This window comes from Catenulispora subtropica, assembly GCF_039531675.1.
Classification (GTDB): domain Bacteria; phylum Actinomycetota; class Actinomycetes; order Streptomycetales; family Catenulisporaceae; genus Catenulispora; species Catenulispora subtropica.
In genome coordinates this window covers 126,830-146,395 of the sequence record NZ_BAAAQM010000017.1, presented here as the reverse complement: position 1 = coordinate 146,395, position 19,566 = coordinate 126,830, and the positions used below count along the sequence as shown (strand labels likewise).

The following is a 19,566-nucleotide window of genomic DNA, read 5'->3' as shown; positions in this document are numbered from 1 at the left end:
GCCTCTCCTCTCCTTCACGTACGGGGGTCCGGCGCGGCGTCGAACAGTTCCCGCAGCCGGTGTTTGACGACCTTGCCGCCGGCGTTGCGGGGGAGTTCGTCGACGTGGACGATCCGGCTGGGCTGCTCGTGTCCGGCCAGCCGGGCGGCGAGGAAGGCGCGCACCTCGGCCAGGCGCAGCTCCCGGGTGGCGACCAGCACGGCGACCGGGGTCATGCCGAGCACCGGGTCGGGCAGGCCGAGCACCGCGGCCTGGACGATCTCGGGGTGCTCGTGCAGCGCCGCCTCGACCGCGATCGTGGAGACCTTGTCCGCGCCGCTCTTGATGACGTCGCCTTCGCGGTCGACGAGGAACAGGTAGCCGGCGGCGTCCAGGTATCCGACGTCGCCCATCCGGGTCCAGCCGCCGCGGAACACGTGCCGGGTGGTCTCGGGATCGTCGAGGTAGGACCGGGGGATCCCGGCGCCGCGCATCCACACCTCGCCGACCACTCCGGCCGGGCAGGGCCGTCCGGCCTCGTCGCACACCCGCAGCGTCCCGCCGGCGGCGGCACGGCCCAGCGCCGCCGGCCGGGCCGGGTGGAAGACCATGCTGGTCTGGGTGGGCGCCGCCTCGGTGGAGGTGTAGTAGTTGACGAGCGTGGCGTGCGGCATCGCCGCCGCGAGCTCGGCGGCCACGGTGGGCGGCAGCGCGGCGGCGGTCGAGCCGAACAACGCCACACTGGAGACGTCGTGGCGCTCCAGAGCCCCGGAGCGCAGCAACTCGATCGCCATCGCCGGTACGACGAACACGGTGCCCACCGCGTGCCGTTCGATCAGCCGCGCGAAGTGCTCGGGGACGAATCGGGCGGTCGCCAGCATCCCGGCGTGCGCGGTGAGCGCGTTGAACAGCATGGTCTGCGCCGCGTTGGTGCCGATCGGGAAGGCGTGCAGGAAGTGCCGGGAGTGCGCCAGGGCCCGCAGCGGCGGGTTCAGCCGGGCGCCGTGCGTGAGGTTCGCGTGCGCCGCGACGACACCCTTGGGTCGCCCGGTCGTGCCGGAAGTGTAGAGGATCTGCGCCGCGTCGCCCGGCCGCGGCCCGGGGATCGGCTCCGCCTCCGGCAGGGCGCTGATGCGTTCCGGACCCCAGCACAGTTCGACCGGGACGTCCGGCGGTTTCGCGGCGGGACCGTACACCAGTGCGCGGGCGTCGCAGTGTTCGAGCATGTACGCCAACTCGGCGGGCGCGCTGCGAACGGACATCGGCACCGCGACCGCTCCGGCGGCGAGCACACCGGTGTAGGAGCAGGCGTAGGCGATCCAGTCGCGCGGGCCGTACAGCAGCCCGACCCGCTCACCCGGCCGGATTCCGGCGGCTCGCAGCCCCGCGGCGATCGCCTGGGTCCGGGCCTGCCAGGCGGCCAGATCCAGCGTATCCGCACCCTGACTGATCGCGATGTGCGCGGGCTCGGCCTCAGCCCGGGCGGCGAGCAACCGGGGCACCGTCAGCGCCACCGACGGTCCGGTGCCACGACCGGTGCCATGACCGACGCCCCCGTCGGCACCCCCACCGGCTTCAGCCGCCGACGCACGCATGGTCATGAGCCCGTCCTCCCCGTGGTGTCCGTGCCCGGCCGCTGGGCGACAGGCTGCGCCGCACGGCGGCTGCGAACGGCCTCCACGCCGAACTCGTCGTCCGGTCGCGCGTCGGGCACCTCGTCGTCGAAGCCCGCGGTCCGCGGCAGGCGCCGCGCCACCAGCACCACGACCGTGATGGCGACGGCGAGCAGCAGATACAGCAGCCCGATGCCGCGGCCCGGCCCCACGCCGATGACCCGCCCGACGCTGCCGGCCAGCGCTCCGCCCGGAGCCATCAGCGGCTGAAGCAGCGCCGAGCCGGCCGGACCGACCAGGGCCCAGCCGACCGGCAGTGTGGACCAGGCGATGACGGTGTTGACCGCGAACACCCGGCCGTGGAACCGCTGCGGGACCTTGACCTGCACGATCGTCGTGTAGACGCCGTTGAGCAGCACGAGCGCGGCCGACATGCCGAACGCCCCCGCCGCGATCACCCACAGGGCCGGCCGGGAACCGATGACGACGCAGAACAGCGCCAGCACCAGCGCGCAGCGCAGCACCGTGCGCAGCCGCCGGTGCCGCGGCCCGCCCCACACCGCCATCGCCAGGCCGCCGAGGAACGCTCCGAGGCCGCCGGCGACCGACACCTCGGCCACCTCGTGCAGGCCCGCGAACGCCAGCACCAGCGGCGCCATCATCAGGAACAGCGGCGACAGGAACACGTTCAGCGCCATGAAGAACAGCAGCATGGCCCGGAAACCGCGGTGTCCCCAGGAGAAGCGGAAGCCCTCACGGATCTCCGAGGCCAGACTCTCCTTGCGGCGCCAGGCCAGCGTGCGCGGGAACCGCACCAGCAGCACGATGCCGATCGCGGCGGCGTAGCTGAGCACGTCGACGACCAGGATGCCGCCCAGGCCGATCGCCGCGAGCAGCGCCACCGCCACCAGCGGCATCATCGTGGTGGCGGCGCCGCCGACCATCTGCACCACCCCGTTGGCGTGGCCCAGGTACTGCTTGGGGACCAGCTGCGGGACCGCCGAACCGTAGGCGAGGCGCTGGAACGTCAGCGCCACCGACAGCGCGGCGAGCAGCGGGTAGATGTGCCACGTCTGGAGCGACCCGGTCCACAGCAGGATGCCGAGGACCAGTTGGGTGCCGCCGGCCCCGATGTCGCCGCACAGCATGACGGCGCGTCTGCTGCGGCGGTCGACGACGGCGCCGGCGATCGGCAGTGTCAGCAGGCTGGGCAGGAGCCCGACGACCGCCAGCAACGCGAAGTTGAGCAGCGACCCGGTCTGCTTGAGCACCCACAGCGGCAGCGCGACGTCGGTGAGAGTCGATCCGAGCAGCGAGATGAGCTGGGCGCAGGCGACCACCAGGAACCGGCTCATACTGGGCGCCGGCCCCGCGGCGGCGACCGGGCCGGGGGAGCGTGACGTGCCTTGCAGCCACCACGTCGCGTTCTGGCCGCGCGCGGCGCGCGACAGCGGCTCCGGCTGTTCCGCCGCCAGGGCCGCGTCCGTCGTGGTGACGATCTCGGCCAACTCCGCGGCCCGCCACTTGAGGAAGAAATGCCCGGCCTCGTCGAGCACGACGACGGCGGTGCGGTCGGTGAGGAAGTGCCACTCGGTGAAGCGCTCAGAGGAGAACTCCGTCGCCGGGTCCCGGGTCCCCGCCACGCTGATGACCGGCGCGCGCAGCCGCTCGGTACCGTTGTGCATCAGCTCCGTGAAGTACGCCTCCGCCTGATCGGAGTCCCGGCGCATGTTCTGGATGATCCGTCGCGCCTGGCCCGGCTCGAGGTCGTTCACCTCGACGCCCAACCCGGTCAGCCAGTTGGCGTACGCCTGGTGGGACCGCAGCCGTTCCCACCGGGACAGCCGGGAGAGGCCGGACCAGAGCGGGTTGCGAGGCCGGGCGAAGGGGAAGATCGCGCCGATGTAGACCGCGTCGAGCTCGCGCCCGTGCGCCTCCAGACGGCGGGCGATCTCGACGATGAGGGCGGAGCCCACGCCGCAGTGCCCGTACAGCGCGATCGGGCCGTCTACACGGTCCAGGATCTCGGCGACGCAACGCTCGGCCAGGTCCTCCAGCGGCGACGCGTCCTCGTCTACGCCGACGTCGTGACCCGGTATCGCGACGGAGAACAGCCGGTGCCCGGCCGGCAGCTCGTCGGCCAGCGCCTGGTACACCACGGCGCTGCCGCCGCCGTAGGGCACGCATACCAGGCTACGTACGCGCTGCGCGACCGGTACTGGTCTGGTGAGCTCGTGCAGCAGCGCCCGGGGCGCCTGCCGCTCGGCGGGGGTGTCGACGAACCGTGCGAGTTCGCGGACGGTGCGGTGCTGGAACACGTCCATCACCGACACCCCGGCGCCGACCGCGCGGCGCAGACCGGCGACGACCCGCACCGCCAGCAGCGAATGCCCGCCGAGGTCGAAGAAGTCGTCGTCGATGCCCACCCGCGGTACCCCGAGCAGTTCCGTCCACAGGTTCGCGATCACGATCTCCGTGGCGGTGCCCGGTGCGGCGTATTCGGCGCCGACGTCCCGGATCCGGCGCGGCGCGGGCAGGCGACGGCGGTCCAGTTTGCCGTTCGGGCTCAGGGGCAGCTCGCGTATCGCGTCGAAGGTCGCGGGCACCATGTGGTCCGGCAGCCGCCGCCGCAGCGCGGACCGCAGCGCGGTCGCGTCGGGCGGGGTGTCCGCGACCAGGTACGCCGCCAGCCGCTTGTCCCCGGGAACGTCCTCCCGGACGGCGACCGCGGCCTCGCGCACCCCCGGCTGGTCGCGCAGCGCGGCCTCGATCTCGCCGAGCTCGATGCGCAGACCGCGCACCTTGACCTGGGAGTCGAGGCGGCCGAGGAACTCCACCGAGCCGTCCGGGCGCCACCGGCCCAGGTCGCCGGTGCGGTACCACCGCTGTCCGTCCCGGCCGACGACGAACCTCTCGGCGGTCAGCTCCGGGCGCCGCAGATAGCCGTGCGCCAGGCCGACCCCGGCCAGGTACAGCTCACCCGGCACGCCGACCGGCAGCGGCTCACCGTGCGCGTCGAGCACCGATATCCGCATGTTGTCGATCGGCCTGCCGATGGGGACCCGGGCGCGACCGGTCAGCGCGTCGGCCGTGCAGTGGTGGGCGGTGACGTCGACGGCGGCCTCGGTGGGGCCGTAGAGGTTGTGCAGTTCGGCGCGCGGCAGCGCCGTCAGAGCTCGAAGTGCCAGGTCGACGGGCAGTTCCTCGCCGCTGCAGATGATCCGCTCGAGCGGGCTGGACTCGTCGGCTTCCTCGCCGGCGTCCTGCTCGGAGCCCTCCCGGGCCAGGAAGACGGCGAGCATCGACGGCACGAAGTGTGCGGTGGTGACGCCTTCGGCGGCTATCACCTCGCGGAGGTAGCCGGCGTCCTTGTGCCCGTCCGGGCGGGCCAGGACCAGCCGCGCGCCGGCGAGCAGCGGCCAGAAGAACTCCCAGACCGACACGTCGAACCCCGCCGGAGTCTTCTGCAGCACGGTGTCCGCGGCGGTCAGACCGAAGCGTCGCTGCATCCAGTGCAGCCGGTTGACGATGCCCCGGTGACCGTTGAGGACGCCTTTGGGCTGTCCCGTGGAACCGGAGGTGTAGATGGCGTACGCGGGATCGTCCGGCCCGGCCGCCGGCTCGGGCGCGGTCTCCGGAACGCCGGACCAGGCGGCCTCATCATCGAGCACGAACAAGGGACGGTCCGTCCGCGGCACCGCCTTTCGGGACGTCCCGGTGGTCAGGACGGCGACCGGGTCGGCGTCGGCGAGCATGAACGCGAGCCGTTCGGCGGGGTGATCCGGGTCCAGCGGCACGTAGGCCGCACCGGAGAACAGCACGCCGAGCAGGCCGACGACGAGCTCAGGGCTCCGCTGGGCGCATACCGCGACCAGCTCGCCGGGTCCGGCGCCGTGTTCGCGCAGCCGATGCGCGACCCGGTACGCCCGCGCCGCCAGTTCGGCGTAGGTCAGGGTCGTGCCTTCGAAGGTGACGGCCGGCGCGTGCGGCGTGGCGGTCACCTGGTCCTGGATCAGGTCGTGCAGGGTGCGGTCGGCGGGGAAGTCGGCGGCGGTGTCGTTCCAGGCGGCGAGCATCCGCTCGTCGGATCGCCCGGCCGTGGCGAACAGGCGGCCCAGCGGCCGGTCCGGATTCCGCACGGCCGCGTCCGTGAAGGCGACGAAGGCTTCTGCGATCCGTTCCATCTCCTGGCCGGTGAACAGATCGCGGTTGTAGATGAGCGCGCCGGACAGATCGTCCGCGGCGACCAGGTCCAGCTCCAGGTCGAACCTGGTCGCCACGGCGTCGACGGCGAACGGCGTCACCGTCGGGCCGGACGCCGAAGCGGTCCCGGAGGCCGAAGCGGTCCCGGACGCTGAAGCGGTCCCGGACGCCGCGGCGGCTCCCGGTGTGCGCATCGACAGCACGGCCTGGAAGATCGCGGCCCGCCCGGTGTCGCGGACCACGTCCAGCTCCGCGACCAGGTCCTCGAACGCCACGTCCGGGTGCGCGTAGCCCTCCAGCACGGCGTCCCGGATCCGGGCCAGCAGTTCGGCGAACGTCGGATCACCGGCGGCGTCGACGCGGGTGACCTGCATGTCGACGAACATGCCGATCATCGGTTCCAGCTCGGCGTGCGTGCGCCCGGCCTGCGGCGACCCCACCGCGAAGTCGTCCTGTCCGGCGTACCGGGCCAGAACCGCCGCGTAGGCGGCGAGCACCGCCATGTGAAGGGTCGCCCCGTGGCCGAGCGCCAAGCGCCGCAAGCCTTCGGCCGTCTCAGTGCTCAGGCGCACGCCGACCGGCGCGCCGCGGTAGCCGGGCCGCGCGGGGCGCGGCCGGTCCGTGGGCAGGTCCAGCGGCGGTACCCCGGCCAGCCGTTCCCGCCAGAAGGCGATGGCGCGGTCGTGCGTGCCGTCGGCGACGCGTTCCCGTCGGCGTTCCCGTCGCCAGAGGGCGTAGTCACCGTACTGGGCCGGCAGCGGCGGCAGGGATGCGCCGGCCGTCAGGGCCAGCAGCTCGCTGATCAGGATCTCGGCCGACCAGCCGTCGCAGACGATGTGGTGCAGGGTCAGCGCGAGTACGTGGTCGTCGGGCGCGACGGCGTACACGGCGGCGCGCAGCAACGGAGCGCGGGCCAGATCGAACGGTTCGGCCAGCCGGGAGCGGACGTCTTCCCGCACCCAAGCCTCGCGCGCGGCCGCGTCGGCGCCCACCGCGTCGCGAACCTCGAGGTCGACCACGGCGCTGTCCTCGACGGACAGCGCCGGCCGGCCGTCGGCGGTCGCCTCGAAGCGCATCCGCAGGCTCTCGTGCCGGCCCACGACCGTGTTCAGCGCGGCACCCAGCGCGGCGACGGACAGCGTCCCGCGCAGCCGTACCACGACCGGCACCGTGTACGCCGCCGTGCCGGGAGCGAACTGTTCCATGAACCACAGCCGCTCCTGCGCCGGCGACAGCGGCACCGCCGTCCCGGGCGGCCGGGGCGGCACGCTCTGAGCCGGGGCGGCGGGCTGCCGGAGGCGGGCGGCCAGCAGCGAACGCTTGGCCGGCGAGAGCCGATCGGGGGCGGTGGTCATCCCGCCTCCGTCCGCGCGGCCAGCTGGGCCTCGGCCTCGGCCTCGGTGAGCTGGTCGATCTCCGCGACCAGCGCAGCCTCGACCGCTTCGGCGAAACCGGCCACCGTGGGCCGGTCGAACAGCAGCCGCACCGGCACCTCCAGGCCGACGACCGCCCGGACCCGCGCGATCACCCGGACGGCCAGCAGCGAATGCCCGCCGAGGACGAAGAAGTCGTCGTGGGCGCCCACCCGCCGCACCGGCAGCAGCTCGGCGAAGATCGAGGCGACCAACTCCTCCGCCTCGGTACGCGGCGCCTCGAAGACCGGCCGCGGCGCATCGGCCTCGGGCACCGGCAGAGCCCGGACGTCCACCTTGCCGCGTGCGGTCAGCGGCAGCGTGTCCAGCACCACGACGACATCCGGCACCAGCAGCGCGGGCAGCCGCTCGGCGCAGAAGGCGCGCACCTCGTCCGCGCCGGCGGTGCCGGTCACATACGCGACCAGCGACTCGCCGAACGCCGTCACCACGGCCCGGCCCACCTTCGGATGGCCGGTCACCACGGCCTCCACCTCACCGGGCTCGATCCGCACACCGCGTACCTTGAGCTGCCGGTCGAGCCGGCCGAGGAACTCCAGCACCGGCTCGTCGCGCCGCCACCGGGCCCGGTCGCCGGTCCGGTACATCAGACCACCGCCATACGGGTCGGCCTCGAACCGCTCGGCGGTCAGGTCGGGCCGGCCCAGATAGCCGTCGGCCAGCCCGGCGCCGGCCAGGCACAACTCGCCCGCCGCGCCCCGCGGCACCAGACGGCCGGCCGCGTCGAGGACATAGGCGCGGACTCCGCCGATCGGGCGGCCGATCGGCGGTCGGCGACCGGACCCGGTACCTGTCCCAGACCCGATCCCGGCCCCAGCCCCGGTACCGATCCCAGTCCCGATCCCGGTCCCCGTCCCGATCCCGGCCCCAGCCCCGGTACCTGTCCCAGTCCCAGTCCCGATCCCGGCCCCCGCCCCCGCCCCGTCCTCTGTCCCGGCCCCGGACACCGCGTCGGCCGCCGTCAGGTCGGTCGCGGTCGCGATGACCGTCGCCTCGCTCGGCCCGTACGTGTTGACCAGACGGATCCGGTCGCCGTGCCGCTCCCGCCAGCGCCCGATCGCGGCCGCGTCCACCTGCTCGCCGCCCAGGACCACCAGCCGCAGCGCCCGCGGCCAAGCCGGCTCGAGGTCCAGCAGCGCGTGCCAGTACGCCGTCGGCAGGTCGAGCACGGTGATCTCCGGATCAGCGGCCAGTACCTCCGGCAGCGAGCGCGGCCCCTCCGGCAGGAGCACCAGCGGGGCGCCGACCGCCAGCGCCGGCCAGATCTCCTCGGCGTGCGCGTCGAAGCCGAGGTCCGCGAACTGCACCACCCGATCGTCGCCGGTGAGCCGATAGGCCCCGACCATCCACGCGACCCGCTCGGCCACCGCGGCCCGGCCGATGAGCACCGGCTTGGGCACGCCCGTCGAACCGGAGGTGAAGACGACGAAAGCCGGATCGGCCACGACCGTCGGCGTGTCCGCCCCCCGCCCGACGCCGTCCGCCGCGACCACCGCCGCGACCCCGGCCTGCTCCATCAGCATCCTGAGGCGCCGGTCGGGCAGCTCCGGGTCGAGGGGCACGTATCCGGCACCGCAGCGCCAGATCGCCAGCAGCGCGACGATCTGCCGCGGGCCGCGCGGCAGCGACACCCCCACCAGGTTCCCGGGCCCGGCGCCGGCCGCGCGCAGCCGGTCCGCCAAGTCCCCGGAATCCGCCCACAGCTGTCCGCGGGTCATCCGCTCACGGCCGCTGTGGATCGCGACCGCGCCCGGCGCCAGCGCCGCCGCCAGCTCGACGCGGGCCAGCGGCGACGCGCCGGCGTCGGTCGCGACCGGCGGCCCGGCGCCGATCCGGAGCAGTTCGGTCCGCTCGGCCCCGGACACCAGCGGCAGGTCCCCCACCCGCACGTCCGGGTCCTCCAGGACGGCGCGCAGCACGGCCGCGAACCGGTCCGCCAGGTCGTCGGCCGTGGCCTGATCGAACAGGTCGGCGCTCGCGGTGAGCACCACCTCCATCCGGTCCCGGTCGGCGCGCGGGGCGATCGCCGTCGAGCTGACGAACACGTCCATCGCCACATCGGTGACGGTGCGCCGCGCCCCCTCCCCGAACGCCTCGACCGCGACCCCCTCGAAGCCCTCGAAACCGTTGGCGGAGGTGTCCATCGTGGTGTGCAGCGTGAACGCGGCCTGGAACAGCGGATTGCGGCGCGGGTCGCGCCGCGCCCCGGCGTCGGCGACCAGCTCCTCGAACGGCGTCCACGAGTGGGCGAAAGCGCCCAGGCACGCGGTCCGGGTCCGGCGGGCCAGCTCGCGGAAGACCACGTCGCCGGACAGATCCCCGCGCAGAACCAGCATCCTGACGAAGTACCCGAACACCGACTCGGCCGCCACCTCGTCGCGCCCGGCCAGCGGCGTGCCCACGCAGACCTCGTCCTGCCCGCTCACCTGCGCCAGCGTCAGCTGGTAGACCGTCATCAGCACCATGAACGGCGTGCAGCGCAGCTCGCGCGCCACCTCCTGCACCGACGTCCACACGCCGTCGTCGAACACCCGCGAGGCCACGAGTCCCGCCGATGTGCGCCGCCGGGGACGCTCCCGGTCCAGTGGCAACTCCAAGACCGGCGCGTCGGCCAACGCGGCCCGCCAGTACGCCAGCGCCGCCTCGTCGGTCCCCTGATGCGTACGGGCGTAGTCCAGATACCGCAGCGCGGGAGCGGCCGGCTCGGCCCCCCGATAGACGTCCGCCGCCTGGCTGAAGAGGAGATTGAGCGACCAGCCGTCGCCGATGATGTGGTGCGCGACGATGCACAGGACGTGCCGCTCCGCGTCGAGCCGGAACAAGGCGATCCGGACCAGATGCCCCGCGGAGAGGTCGAAAGGCGCCAGGAGCAGTTCCGCGACGGCTCGGCGCGCGGCGTCCTCGTCCGGCAGGTCGGCCCGCAGCACCGGCGTCGGCCGCGGCGGGAGCACTTCGGCCACCGGTTCCCCCGCGGACTCGACGAACCGGGTGTGCAGACACTCGTGCCGGGCGGCGACCGTGTCGAACGCGCGGGCGAGCCGGTCGGCGTCGAGGCGGCCGCGCAGCAGGACCGTGGTCGAGATGTGGTGGGCCGGATCGCCGGGATCGAGCCGGTCGAGGAACCACAGGCGCCGCTGCTGGTCGGTCAGCGGGCCGCGGTCAAGGGCGGACACCGGTGGCTCCCGGTGCCGTGCCCACCGTGGTCTCGGCCGACAGCAGGCGATCGAGCAGCGACGACAGGTCGGGCTCGTGCCAGCTTCGGAACACGCCGACGGCACCGGCCGCGGTCACCGACGCCAGGTAGCCCGGGTCGGCGACGGTCGGCACCGCCACGAACGGGCTGCCGGCCGCGCGCGCCGCGGACATGCCGACGACGGAGTCCTCGAAGACCAACTGCCGGGACGGCGGCACGCCGAGCCGCCAGGCGGTGATCCGGTAGGCGTCGGGGGCCGGCTTGGGCCGCGTCACGTCCTGCGCCGTCACCACCCGCGCCGCGCCGAACACGGGCAGCAGCCCGGTCCGGTGCAGGATCGCGAGCGCGGTCCCGCGCTCGGTCGAGGTGGCCACGGCCACGGGGACGCCGCGACCGCGCAGGCGGTCCACCACCTCGGCGACGCCGGCGCGCGGCACGATCTCCTCGACAGCGCCGACCAGGGCGGAGAACCACCGCTCCTTGGCGGTGAGCGTCCGCTCGGGCGAGGCCCCGGCCGGTGCCAGGGCCACGATCTGTGCCGCCACCCGGGCGTCGGGTCCCCCGATGAAGTTCGGGAGCCGCCGCAGGGCCTGCTCCCAGGTCAGTTCGACGCCGACGCTGCGGGCGGCCCGCAGCCAGGCCTCGTGGTGGAACCGTTCGAGATCGACGAGGGTGCCGTCGAGGTCGAACGCCACTGCCGCGATGTGGTCGCTCTTCACCGTCCACCGTCCTTGTGCCGCGCCAGCCGGACCACAGCCATCTCCGTGTCCTCGTAACAGATCGCGGCGTCGTATCTGGGACCGACCATGGACAGGAAGTAGTCCAGGTCGTCGATCAGCCCGATCCCCTCGCCGTGATCACGGCGCAGCCCCTTCGACTGGACGAGCAGCGCCGCGCCGGCGATGCGCAGACTGTCCATGATCAGGGCTGACAGGTCGATCGGCGTGAGCATGCGCCACAGGTCGAGGTGGACGACATGGTCGAAGGAGCCGTCCGGGTACGGTGTGCGGACACCGAACAGGTGCGGATTGCCGGGGCTGTGGGCCGCGGCGTGGTCGATGGTCGTCGTGCGGTCGGAGGCGATGGTCGCCGACACGTCGAATCCGATCCACAGGCTGCTCGCCGCTTCAGGAAGACCGACGGCCTTGCGCACCCGCTCCGCGTCCACCCGGCTCGGATGGTCGCGGACGAACTCACGGCAGTCCTCGTAGAAGGGCAGAGTCCGTGCGACTCGGCGGTGGTTGTCCGACGGGTGGGTGAAGAACTCGACGTCGTAGTGTCGGTACTTGTCGACGAGGTAAGGCAGCACCGGCTTCGTGTTCTCCCACTCGGTCGCCCAATCGCGGAAGTGCGGCATGTGGTAGCAGACAGCCTGCGGGTCGTAGCGGAAGCGGCTGCTGTCCCGGCCGAAGTGCCGGTAGATCCGGTACGTGAAGTCGGTGTCCTCGTATCCCCATCGGACGAACGACTCGTCGAACCCGCCGACCCGGCGGTACAGGTCGCGGGGGAGTGAGAGGTTGTGGGTGAAGCCGAACATCCACGCCGAACGCCGGTAGACGTCGAAGCCGCGGCCGCCCTCGGCACCGCCCGCGTCGCCGTCGGGCCGCGGCAGGTCCCGGTGGTCGCCCTCCATGGGCAGCAGGTCGTCCTCGGGCGGCAACGACTGCCGTAACCGTGCGAACGTCCCCCAGCTGGGCTCGATCCGCCGGCCGTAGACGACCTCGGGCCCCGCGCCGCCGGCCGGCCGCAGGTGGCGTTCGATGAGATCCGGGGCGGCGTAGGAGTCCGCGTCCATCAGAAGCAGAAGGTCGGACTGGGACTGGGCGGCGCCCAGGTTGCGCGCGGCGGCTCTGCCTTTGTTCGACGCCTGCCTCACGTAGCGCAGACACAGCTCGTCCTCGTGACGGCGGACCACCGCGCGGACGTCCTGCACGGAGGCGTCGTCGACCACGATCACCTCGAACCGGTCAGGTCCGGCGCTCTGGCCCGCGAGCGAGGTGAGGGTCAGGTTCAGGCATTCGGCCTGATTGTGGGTCGGAATGATGACGGACAGCACGTCAGGCCCCCGGATGAGTGTCGATGCGGCCGCTGCCCTGGTCCACCACTGCCTGCCGCCGCCATTCGGCGCGGGACCCCGGCCGGGCCGGTGCCCGGTGGCAGATGACGTACCAGTGCGGCGCCATGGTCAGATTCCCGTCGAGTCGGCGGATCAGGGCGTCGTGGAGCTGCTGCGGCGTCGCGGGCCGGTCTATCACGACGTACGCCACCAGCCGGGCCGCGGCGCCGTCGGCCTCGGTGGTGAAGACCTGCGCGGCGGTGGTGCCGGGCACGCTGGTGAGCAGGCGCCGCACCGCGTCCGGAGCGACCCAGCAGCCGTCGATCAGAACGCTGTCCTCCGGTCTCGCCAGCGGCCTGATCCCGGCCAGCTCGGCCACTCGCCGGAGATCGAGGTCGCCGGCGTCGAGCGTCTCGATCAGGACGAGTTCGAGGCCGGCCAGGAACGTCCGCGCCACTGAGCGGCTCACGTAGCGGCTGTCGCAGAACAGCTCGATGACCGCGCGAGATCGCAGGGCTTTGGCATGCAGGTAGAGCTTCAGCTCCTCGCTGTCCCGTCCGTCGAGATCCGATATCCGCGTGGCGGCGGTCATCTCCCGGATCTCGCGGACGCCCAGCCCCGCGGCCGCCGCGGCCGCCGGTTCGGGAACGACGTTGACGGTGGCCGCCAGGTCGACGGCCACCCCGCGCCGGATCTTGGTCTCGGCGAGGAGGCGGGCCGCTTCGCGCGGATCGCCCTGACCGCGTACGTAGGCGAGCTTCGAAGCCCTGTCCGCGGAGCGGATGGTGCCGGCCAGCGACCCGGCCTCGAGATCGATCAGGGCCGGCGCGGCCTGGTAGTAGGTCCCGACCGAAGCCGCGTCCGTCGCGGTGAACCGATTGCCTGTGGCGAGCAGCAGGGGCACGGCTCCGGTGTCCGACCGGATGCCGATGAGGGCTGACATCGCGCCCACCAGGACCGCGGCGGGACCGACGCGCAGCCGTGCGGCGAGCGCTCGCACCGCCGCGGCCAGGGCCACGGAGTGCAGCCCGACGCCCGGGAACAGCGGTGACTGGCCGGCCTCCGGACTGACGGGGAAGGCGGTCTGGGGTGCGGAGTCCAGAAACCGGCGCCAATGGGTGCCGAAGCGGTGGGTGATCTCGCGGGCCGGAGCCGACCGTTCGAACTCGGCCCGGGCGCGCGGCTGCCATCCGGATGCCGTCGCCGTGGCGCCGCCGGTGCGGAGCAGATCGAGGAACCGGGCACGCAGCACCCCGCATCCCCAGGCGTCGACCGCGAGGTGGGAGAACACGAACACCACCTGTCGGGGACGACCGTCCGCGGCCACGACGCTCACGCGGAGCGGCCACTCGTGGCCGTGCTGGAACGGCTCCCGCCACAGCCGTTCCTCTTCGGCGTCGGCCACCTTGCGCACTCCGCCGGGCTCGGTCTGGCACAGGTGTACCGGCAGTTCGCCTGCCTGGTCGCAATGTTGCCGGGGCTCGCGGTCCTCCTCGGCGGTGAACCGGGTCCGCAGGATCTCGTGCTCCCGCACCAAAGCGCGCAGGGCGTCCAGCACGCGCGCGTTGGTGGCGTCGGTGGGCAGATGTACCCGAAGCCGGACGTTGATGTAGTGGTTGGCCGGCGCCAGCGCCTGGAGGATGTCCCAGACGAACCGCTGTCCCCAGGTCAGCTCATCGACGCCGCCACTCAGGCCGGCGAACGCCAGCATGACCTCTTCCCGGCAGGCCAGGTCGGTCATGACGCTGACCGCTCCGCCGAGTCACGGTCCGCATCCGGTTCCGCGCCGGCCAGGCGATACAGCAGGAACCAGTCGCCGATCCCGACCAGGTCGCGCACGTCCGCGTCGGCGACGGTCGGCTCGCGCGCGGCGAGGACGTACCCGTGCTTGCGGAGCACCGGCGCGAAGTCCAGCCGCACCACGTCGTCCTCCAGGCTCAACAGCCTGTCGCCCTCGTTGGGGACGATCAGGAGCGTGGGCACCCCGATCCCGGCCAGCAGCCCCACCCACGCCTCGATCGCGGCGAGGGGCATCTCCGAGAAGCTGTGGATGTTGACCGCCAGGTCCGGCCGCTCCGCCGCCAGCCGCTTCGCGACCTGGTCCAGCGGCACGACAGCCGCCTTGTGATCGACACCCCGATAGCGGAGGTACACCTCGCTGAGAAACGTGGACTCCGGAATCGCGTCGACGCACAGGTAGCGCTTCAGGCCGGGAACGCACTCCACCATCCGGTGGGCGAGCCGGCCGTATCCGGCACCGATGTCGACGACCGTGAAGTCGGTCCTGGACAACAGATCCCAGTGGCGGTCCAGGAAGTACATCTCGTTGATCGAGTCGATCAGGTCCCTGCTGAGCGCCGGCATCCCGTGGAACCGGAACGTCCAGCAGCCGAACGCACCGTCCTCGCCGGTCTTCTCCAGGAGCTTTCGGGTGTCCAGGGAGCTGATGTACTGCGCGAGCAGGAAGAACTTCAACCGGGCCGCGCCGCCGAGCTGCCGCAACTGCCAGACGTAGGCGTTGTCGCCGCGGAAGTACCGCAGGTTCAGGTCGCGCAGCCGGCGGCTTCGCCGCCAGAAGCTGCTGGGCCGGAACGGGGAAGCCAGCCGGTGGTAGCGCGTGCGCAGCCGTTCCAGATCCGGATTCCGCTCGTGGAGCACCGCTGCCATGCCGGCCGGCAGGGGACGGGAGTCGTCGTGGCGGCCGTGGCCGGCGTGCAGGTGGAAGCTGGTGAGCTCGGTCGAGGTCCGGGTCAGGGTCAGGCCGAACAGGCCGATGACGTAGCGGACGGCGAGGAAGAGCCGGGATGCGGAGCGGTTCACGGCGCTCACCGGCCTGGCGTCCGGTCGGTGACCTCGACGGTCTCGACGGTCTCGACGGCCTCGACGGTCTCGACGGCCTCGACGCCTTCGGCGGAACCGCCGGGCCGGTACCGGCACGGTTCGCCGCCGGCGAGGACGCGCACCGCCATGTGCCCCAGCGCCACGTGCAGATCCTCGGTGAGGCCGTAGTCCGCCTGTCCGAAGACCACGGTCCGGTCCGCGAGGTCCGCCAGGGCCCCGGCGTAGCCGAGCGCCGCCAGCACCGTCATCCCCCGGGCCCGGCCGGCTTCGGCGGCGCGGACCAGGTTGGCCGACTGCCCGCTGACGCTCAGCACCAGCAGCACGTCGCCGGGCCCGCCCGTGAGCTGCCGGGCGAAGACCTCGTCGAAGGAGTGGTCGTTCGCGATGGCCGTGAGCCGCGCGACGTTCTCGGTCAACGCCACGGCGTGCGGCGCGCCCCCGAGCCCGCCCGCGGCCGCCGTGAGGTCGGCGGCGATGTGGACGGCCGCCGTGCTGCTGCCGCCGTTGCCGGCGATCAGGACGCTGCGGCCGGCGCGCAGCGCCGTGGTCAGCGTGCTGAGGACCCCGGTCGCCGAGGCCACGTCGAGGACGGCCAGTGCGTGGGTCAGGTCGTCGACGTACTCCTTGACCACGGCTCCGGCGGCGGCCGCATCCGTTGCGAGATCCACTAGAACGCTCTCGCGTTTGAAGAGCACTGACATGAGAGCGCTCTCATTTTAGGCACCATGACACCGTCCCCGCTGTGATCGAACTCAATAACCTGCGAAGCGTTTCGTCAGACTGGCGCAGCCCGTGACAGACCGTCAACCATCTGTCTCGCGATATGAGACGCCGAGCGGGCGCCGTCACCTGCTTGAGGCACTGCTGACCGGCCGATACCTTTGGCGTCCATGACCGAAACCCCCGACTCCGCCGAGCCCGCAGACATCGCCCTTGGAATGGTCTGGGATGCGGACTCGGCCACCGCCGGCCGCCGGAGCCCGCTCCAGGTCGACGTGTTCGTCGGCGTCCGCCGCCACCTCTCGGCGCACGGCGCCGACCTGGTGCTGCTCGCCGCCGCCCGCCCGGAGGACGGCGTCGACGCCTACGTGCACGCCGCGCACCGCCACGGACTCGACGGCGTCCTGGTCCTGGGCGTCGACGAGGGGCACCCCGCGCTCACCGCGCTGACCGCCTCCGGACTGCCCTGCGTGGCCGTCGATCTGCCGATATACCGGAATCAGACCACATACGTGGCCTCTGACAACCGTGCCGGCGCCGTCTCGGCGGTGGAGCATCTCCGGGCCCTGGGCCATCGGGCCATCGCCACGATCACCGGGCCGCTGTCGCTGATGCCGGCCGTCGAGCGGCTCGTCGGCTACCGCTTCGAGATGGCCAGGGCCGGACTGCCGGTCCGGCCCGAATACGTCGTGTCCGGCGAGTACACCCAGGAGAGCGGCTATGCCTGCGCGCAGCGGCTGCTGTCGCTGCAGGAGCCGCCGACCGCCGTCTTCGCCGCGGACGACCGCATGGCGGTGGGCGTCATACGGGCCCTGGCCGACGCCGGTGTGGCGGTTCCGGGCGAGGTCTCGGTCGTCGGGTTCGACGACGTCGAGGCGGCGGCCCTGGTCCGGCCCGGGCTCACCACGGTGGCCCAGGACCACGCGGCGATCGGCGAGGGGGCCGTCGAGCTGCTGCTGCGCACGATCCGGGGGGAGGCGCCGGACGGTGCGGACGGTGACGACCGGACGCGCGAGCGCCGGGCCGCGGAACCGCTGCTCGTGCCCACGCGGCTGGTGGTCCGGGAGTCCTGCGGGCCGGTCGCCGGGTCCTGATCCGTCCGGATCACCGCCGCACCGCACGCCGAGATCCCTGCGAAACAATCATGAAATGACCCCTTGACGCCGCCGTAACCGCCCGGCAAACTCGGCGCATCTTGAAGTGAGAGCGCTCTCATACGACTGCCCGACTCGGTGGGGAGGGGCGATGGGTGGTGTGCGCACAAGGGTGGTGGCGGTGGTCCTCGCCATCGCCTCGGTCCTGGCCCCGAGCGGCTGCGCCGGCTCAGCGGACGGTGCCGGCGCGGGACGGATCACCTTGAAGGTGCGGCTGTTCGGCACCTTCGGCTACCAGGAAGCAGGGCTCTTCGACGCGTACATGGCGCGGCATCCCGACATCAGGATCGAGTACTCGACGATCCAGGATTCCGGCCAGTACTGGACGGCGCTGCAGACGTCGCTGAGCACTGAATCGGGGCTCGGCGACCTGCAGGGCATCGAGGTCAGCGAGATCACCGACGCCACCGCCAACATGGCGGACTCGTTCGTGGACCTGGGACCGCTGGGCGCGAGTGCTCTGCGGGATCAGTTCTATCCGTGGAAGTGGGCCCAGGGCCTGACTCCGGACGGCAAGGTGCTGGGCTTGGGAACGGACATCGGTCCGGAGGCGATGTGCTACCGGCGGGACCTGTTCGCCAAGGCCGGGCTGCCGACGGCGCGGGCGGATGTGGCCGCGTTGTGGAAGAACGGGTGGGACGGGTATGTCGCGGCCGGCGAGCGGTTCAGGGCGGCCGGCATTCCCGGGTCGGCGTGGACCGACACCGCCTCCGGCATGTTCAACGCCATGATCGGCCAGTCGCCCGAGCAGTACTACGACGCTTCCGGCCGCCTGATCTACGACCGCAATCCGGCGGTGGCCACCGCCTGGGGAGAGGCGATGAAGATCGCCGCGGGCGGGTTGTCCGCGCGGCTGACGCAGTTCACGCCGGCCTGGAACCAGGCGTTCACCAGCGGCCAGTTCGCGACGGTCGCCTGCCCGTCCTGGATGATCGGCTACATCAAGAGCCAGACCGGCTCGCTGGACAACCGGTGGGATGTCACGACCGCTCCCGGCGGCACCGGCAACTGGGGTGGTTCCTACCTGGCGGTCCCCAAGGCGAGCAAGCACCAGCAGCAGGCGGCCGACCTCGCGATCTGGCTGGCTTCGGCGCCGCAGCAGGTGGCGGTGTTCGAGAAGACGGGCAACTTCCCGTCGAACAGGATCGCCGCCGCGGACCCGGCCGTGCGGGACTTCAGCGACACCTACTTCGGCGCCGTCGGCGATCCGGCGCCGATCGGCCGGATCTTCGGAGACGCCGCCGGCCGGCTGCCGGCCGCGGTCCTCGGGGCCCGGGACCAGGTCGTCAAGGACCTGATCACCAAGGGCGGCATCACCAGGGTCGAGGCGCAGGGCCAGGATCCGGCGAAGTCCTGGGCGAAGGTCGTCCGCGACGTGACGGCGGCGACCGGCTGATGGGCGTCCCCTCGCCGGCGCGTCCGCGCGTCCGTCCGGAGCCGGCCGCGCCGCTGCGGCGGAGTGTCGCCGAGCGTCTGTCGCCGTACGGGTTCATCGCCCCCTTCTTCGCGCTGTTCGCCGCGTTCGGCCTGTACCCGCTCATCTGGACGGCCTGGGACTCGCTGCACCGTGTCGAGCTGACGAACCTGCACAAGGCGAGCTGGGTCGGTCTGGACAACTACACCTATCTGATCCACGACCGGTACTTCTGGAACGCCTTCTGGAACACGATGACGCTGGGCGTCGTGTCCACCGTTCCACAGCTGCTCATGGCCCTGGGCCTGGCGCATCTGCTGAACCGGCGACTGCGGGCCGGACTGTTCTGGCGCGTGGCCGTCCTCGCGCCCTACGCCACGTCGGTGGCGGCCGTGACCATCGTCTTCGCCGAGCTCTACGGACGTGACTACGGGGCGGTCAACTACGTCCTGCACACCGTCTTCGGGCTCGGGAACGTCGACTTCGTCAACACCAAGTGGCCGGGCCAGATCGCCATCGCCTCGATCGTGGTCTGGCGCTGGACCGGATACAACGCCCTCATCTACCTGGCCGCCATGCAGACGATACCGGTCGAACGCTACGAGGCCGCGGCGGTCGACGGGGCGAGCCGCTGGCGGCAGTTCCGCGACATCACGTTGCCGGGCCTGCGGCCGACGATCCTGTTCACCATCGTGGTGTCGACGATCGGCGCCACGCAGTTGTTCGGTGAGCCGATGCTGTTCCAGGGCGGCGGGCCGAGTCCGGAGCTGGGGGGCTCCGACCGACAATACCAGACCTTGTCCATGTACTTCTACGAACGCGGCTTCGCCGACCGGCACCTGGGCCGGGCGGCGGCCATCGCCTGGGCCATGTTCCTGATCGTCGTCCTGTTCGCGGCGATGTACGCATATCTGCTCCGGCGTATCCGGCCGGACGGGGAGGCGAGACTGTGATCGAGCG

11 protein-coding genes are annotated in these 19,566 nt (G+C 72.5%); 3 read left to right on the top strand and 8 right to left on the bottom strand.

Annotated elements, in window-relative coordinates:
* Positions 1-14: 14 nt before the first annotated feature.
* From ABD466_RS17015 to ABD466_RS16980, 8 genes are read right to left on the bottom strand one after another with little or no spacing between them, the layout of a single operon-like run.
* Positions 15-1,580, bottom strand: coding sequence for a class I adenylate-forming enzyme family protein (locus ABD466_RS17015; RefSeq protein WP_344658034.1), 1,566 nt, complete (start codon positions 1,578-1,580; stop codon positions 15-17).
* Positions 1,577-7,150 carry a non-ribosomal peptide synthetase/MFS transporter gene (locus ABD466_RS17010; protein ID WP_344658033.1) on the bottom strand — a complete coding sequence of 1,858 codons (5,574 nt, stop codon included), beginning with the start codon at positions 7,148-7,150 and terminating at the stop codon, positions 1,577-1,579. The genes ABD466_RS17015 and ABD466_RS17010 overlap by 4 nt, the downstream gene beginning before the upstream one ends.
* Complete coding sequence (locus tag ABD466_RS17005; protein ID WP_344658032.1) at positions 7,147-10,401, bottom strand: condensation domain-containing protein; 3,255 nt, start codon at positions 10,399-10,401, stop codon at positions 7,147-7,149. The genes ABD466_RS17010 and ABD466_RS17005 overlap by 4 nt, the downstream gene beginning before the upstream one ends.
* Positions 10,388-11,140: an HAD family hydrolase gene (locus ABD466_RS17000; RefSeq protein WP_344658031.1), complete on the bottom strand. Its 753-nt coding sequence runs from the start codon at positions 11,138-11,140 to the stop codon at positions 10,388-10,390. The genes ABD466_RS17005 and ABD466_RS17000 overlap by 14 nt, the downstream gene beginning before the upstream one ends.
* On the bottom strand, positions 11,137-12,477 hold the full coding sequence (locus ABD466_RS16995) for a glycosyltransferase family 2 protein (protein WP_344658030.1): 1,341 nt from the start codon (positions 12,475-12,477) through the stop codon (positions 11,137-11,139). Before ABD466_RS16995 ends, ABD466_RS17000 begins: the two co-directional genes overlap by 4 nt.
* Before the next feature lies 1 nt (position 12,478).
* A complete protein-coding gene (locus ABD466_RS16990; RefSeq protein WP_344658029.1) occupies positions 12,479-14,218 on the bottom strand; it encodes a condensation domain-containing protein in 1,740 nt (579 codons plus the stop codon).
* Positions 14,215-15,297: a putative sugar O-methyltransferase gene (locus tag ABD466_RS16985; RefSeq protein WP_344658028.1), complete on the bottom strand. Its 1,083-nt coding sequence runs from the start codon at positions 15,295-15,297 to the stop codon at positions 14,215-14,217. The genes ABD466_RS16990 and ABD466_RS16985 overlap by 4 nt, the downstream gene beginning before the upstream one ends.
* Before the next feature lie 5 nt (positions 15,298-15,302).
* Entirely contained in the window at positions 15,303-16,019 is a 717-nt protein-coding gene (locus ABD466_RS16980; protein WP_344658027.1) for an SIS domain-containing protein, read from the bottom strand.
* Positions 16,020-16,208: 189 nt separating this feature from the next.
* Between ABD466_RS16980 and ABD466_RS16975 the strand changes: the two genes are divergently transcribed.
* The 3 genes from ABD466_RS16975 to ABD466_RS16965 all read left to right on the top strand — a co-directional run bounded on the left by ABD466_RS16975 (position 16,209) and on the right by ABD466_RS16965 (position 19,559).
* Positions 16,209-17,132, top strand: a complete 924-nt coding sequence (locus ABD466_RS16975; RefSeq protein WP_344658026.1) for a LacI family DNA-binding transcriptional regulator — start codon at positions 16,209-16,211, stop codon at positions 17,130-17,132.
* Between the two features lie 160 nt (positions 17,133-17,292).
* Positions 17,293-18,588: an ABC transporter substrate-binding protein gene (locus ABD466_RS16970; RefSeq protein ID WP_344658025.1), complete on the top strand. Its 1,296-nt coding sequence runs from the start codon at positions 17,293-17,295 to the stop codon at positions 18,586-18,588.
* Positions 18,588-19,559, top strand: coding sequence for a carbohydrate ABC transporter permease (locus ABD466_RS16965; RefSeq protein WP_344658024.1), 972 nt, complete (start codon positions 18,588-18,590; stop codon positions 19,557-19,559). Before ABD466_RS16970 ends, ABD466_RS16965 begins: the two co-directional genes overlap by 1 nt.
* The last annotated feature ends 7 nt before the right edge of the window (positions 19,560-19,566 follow it).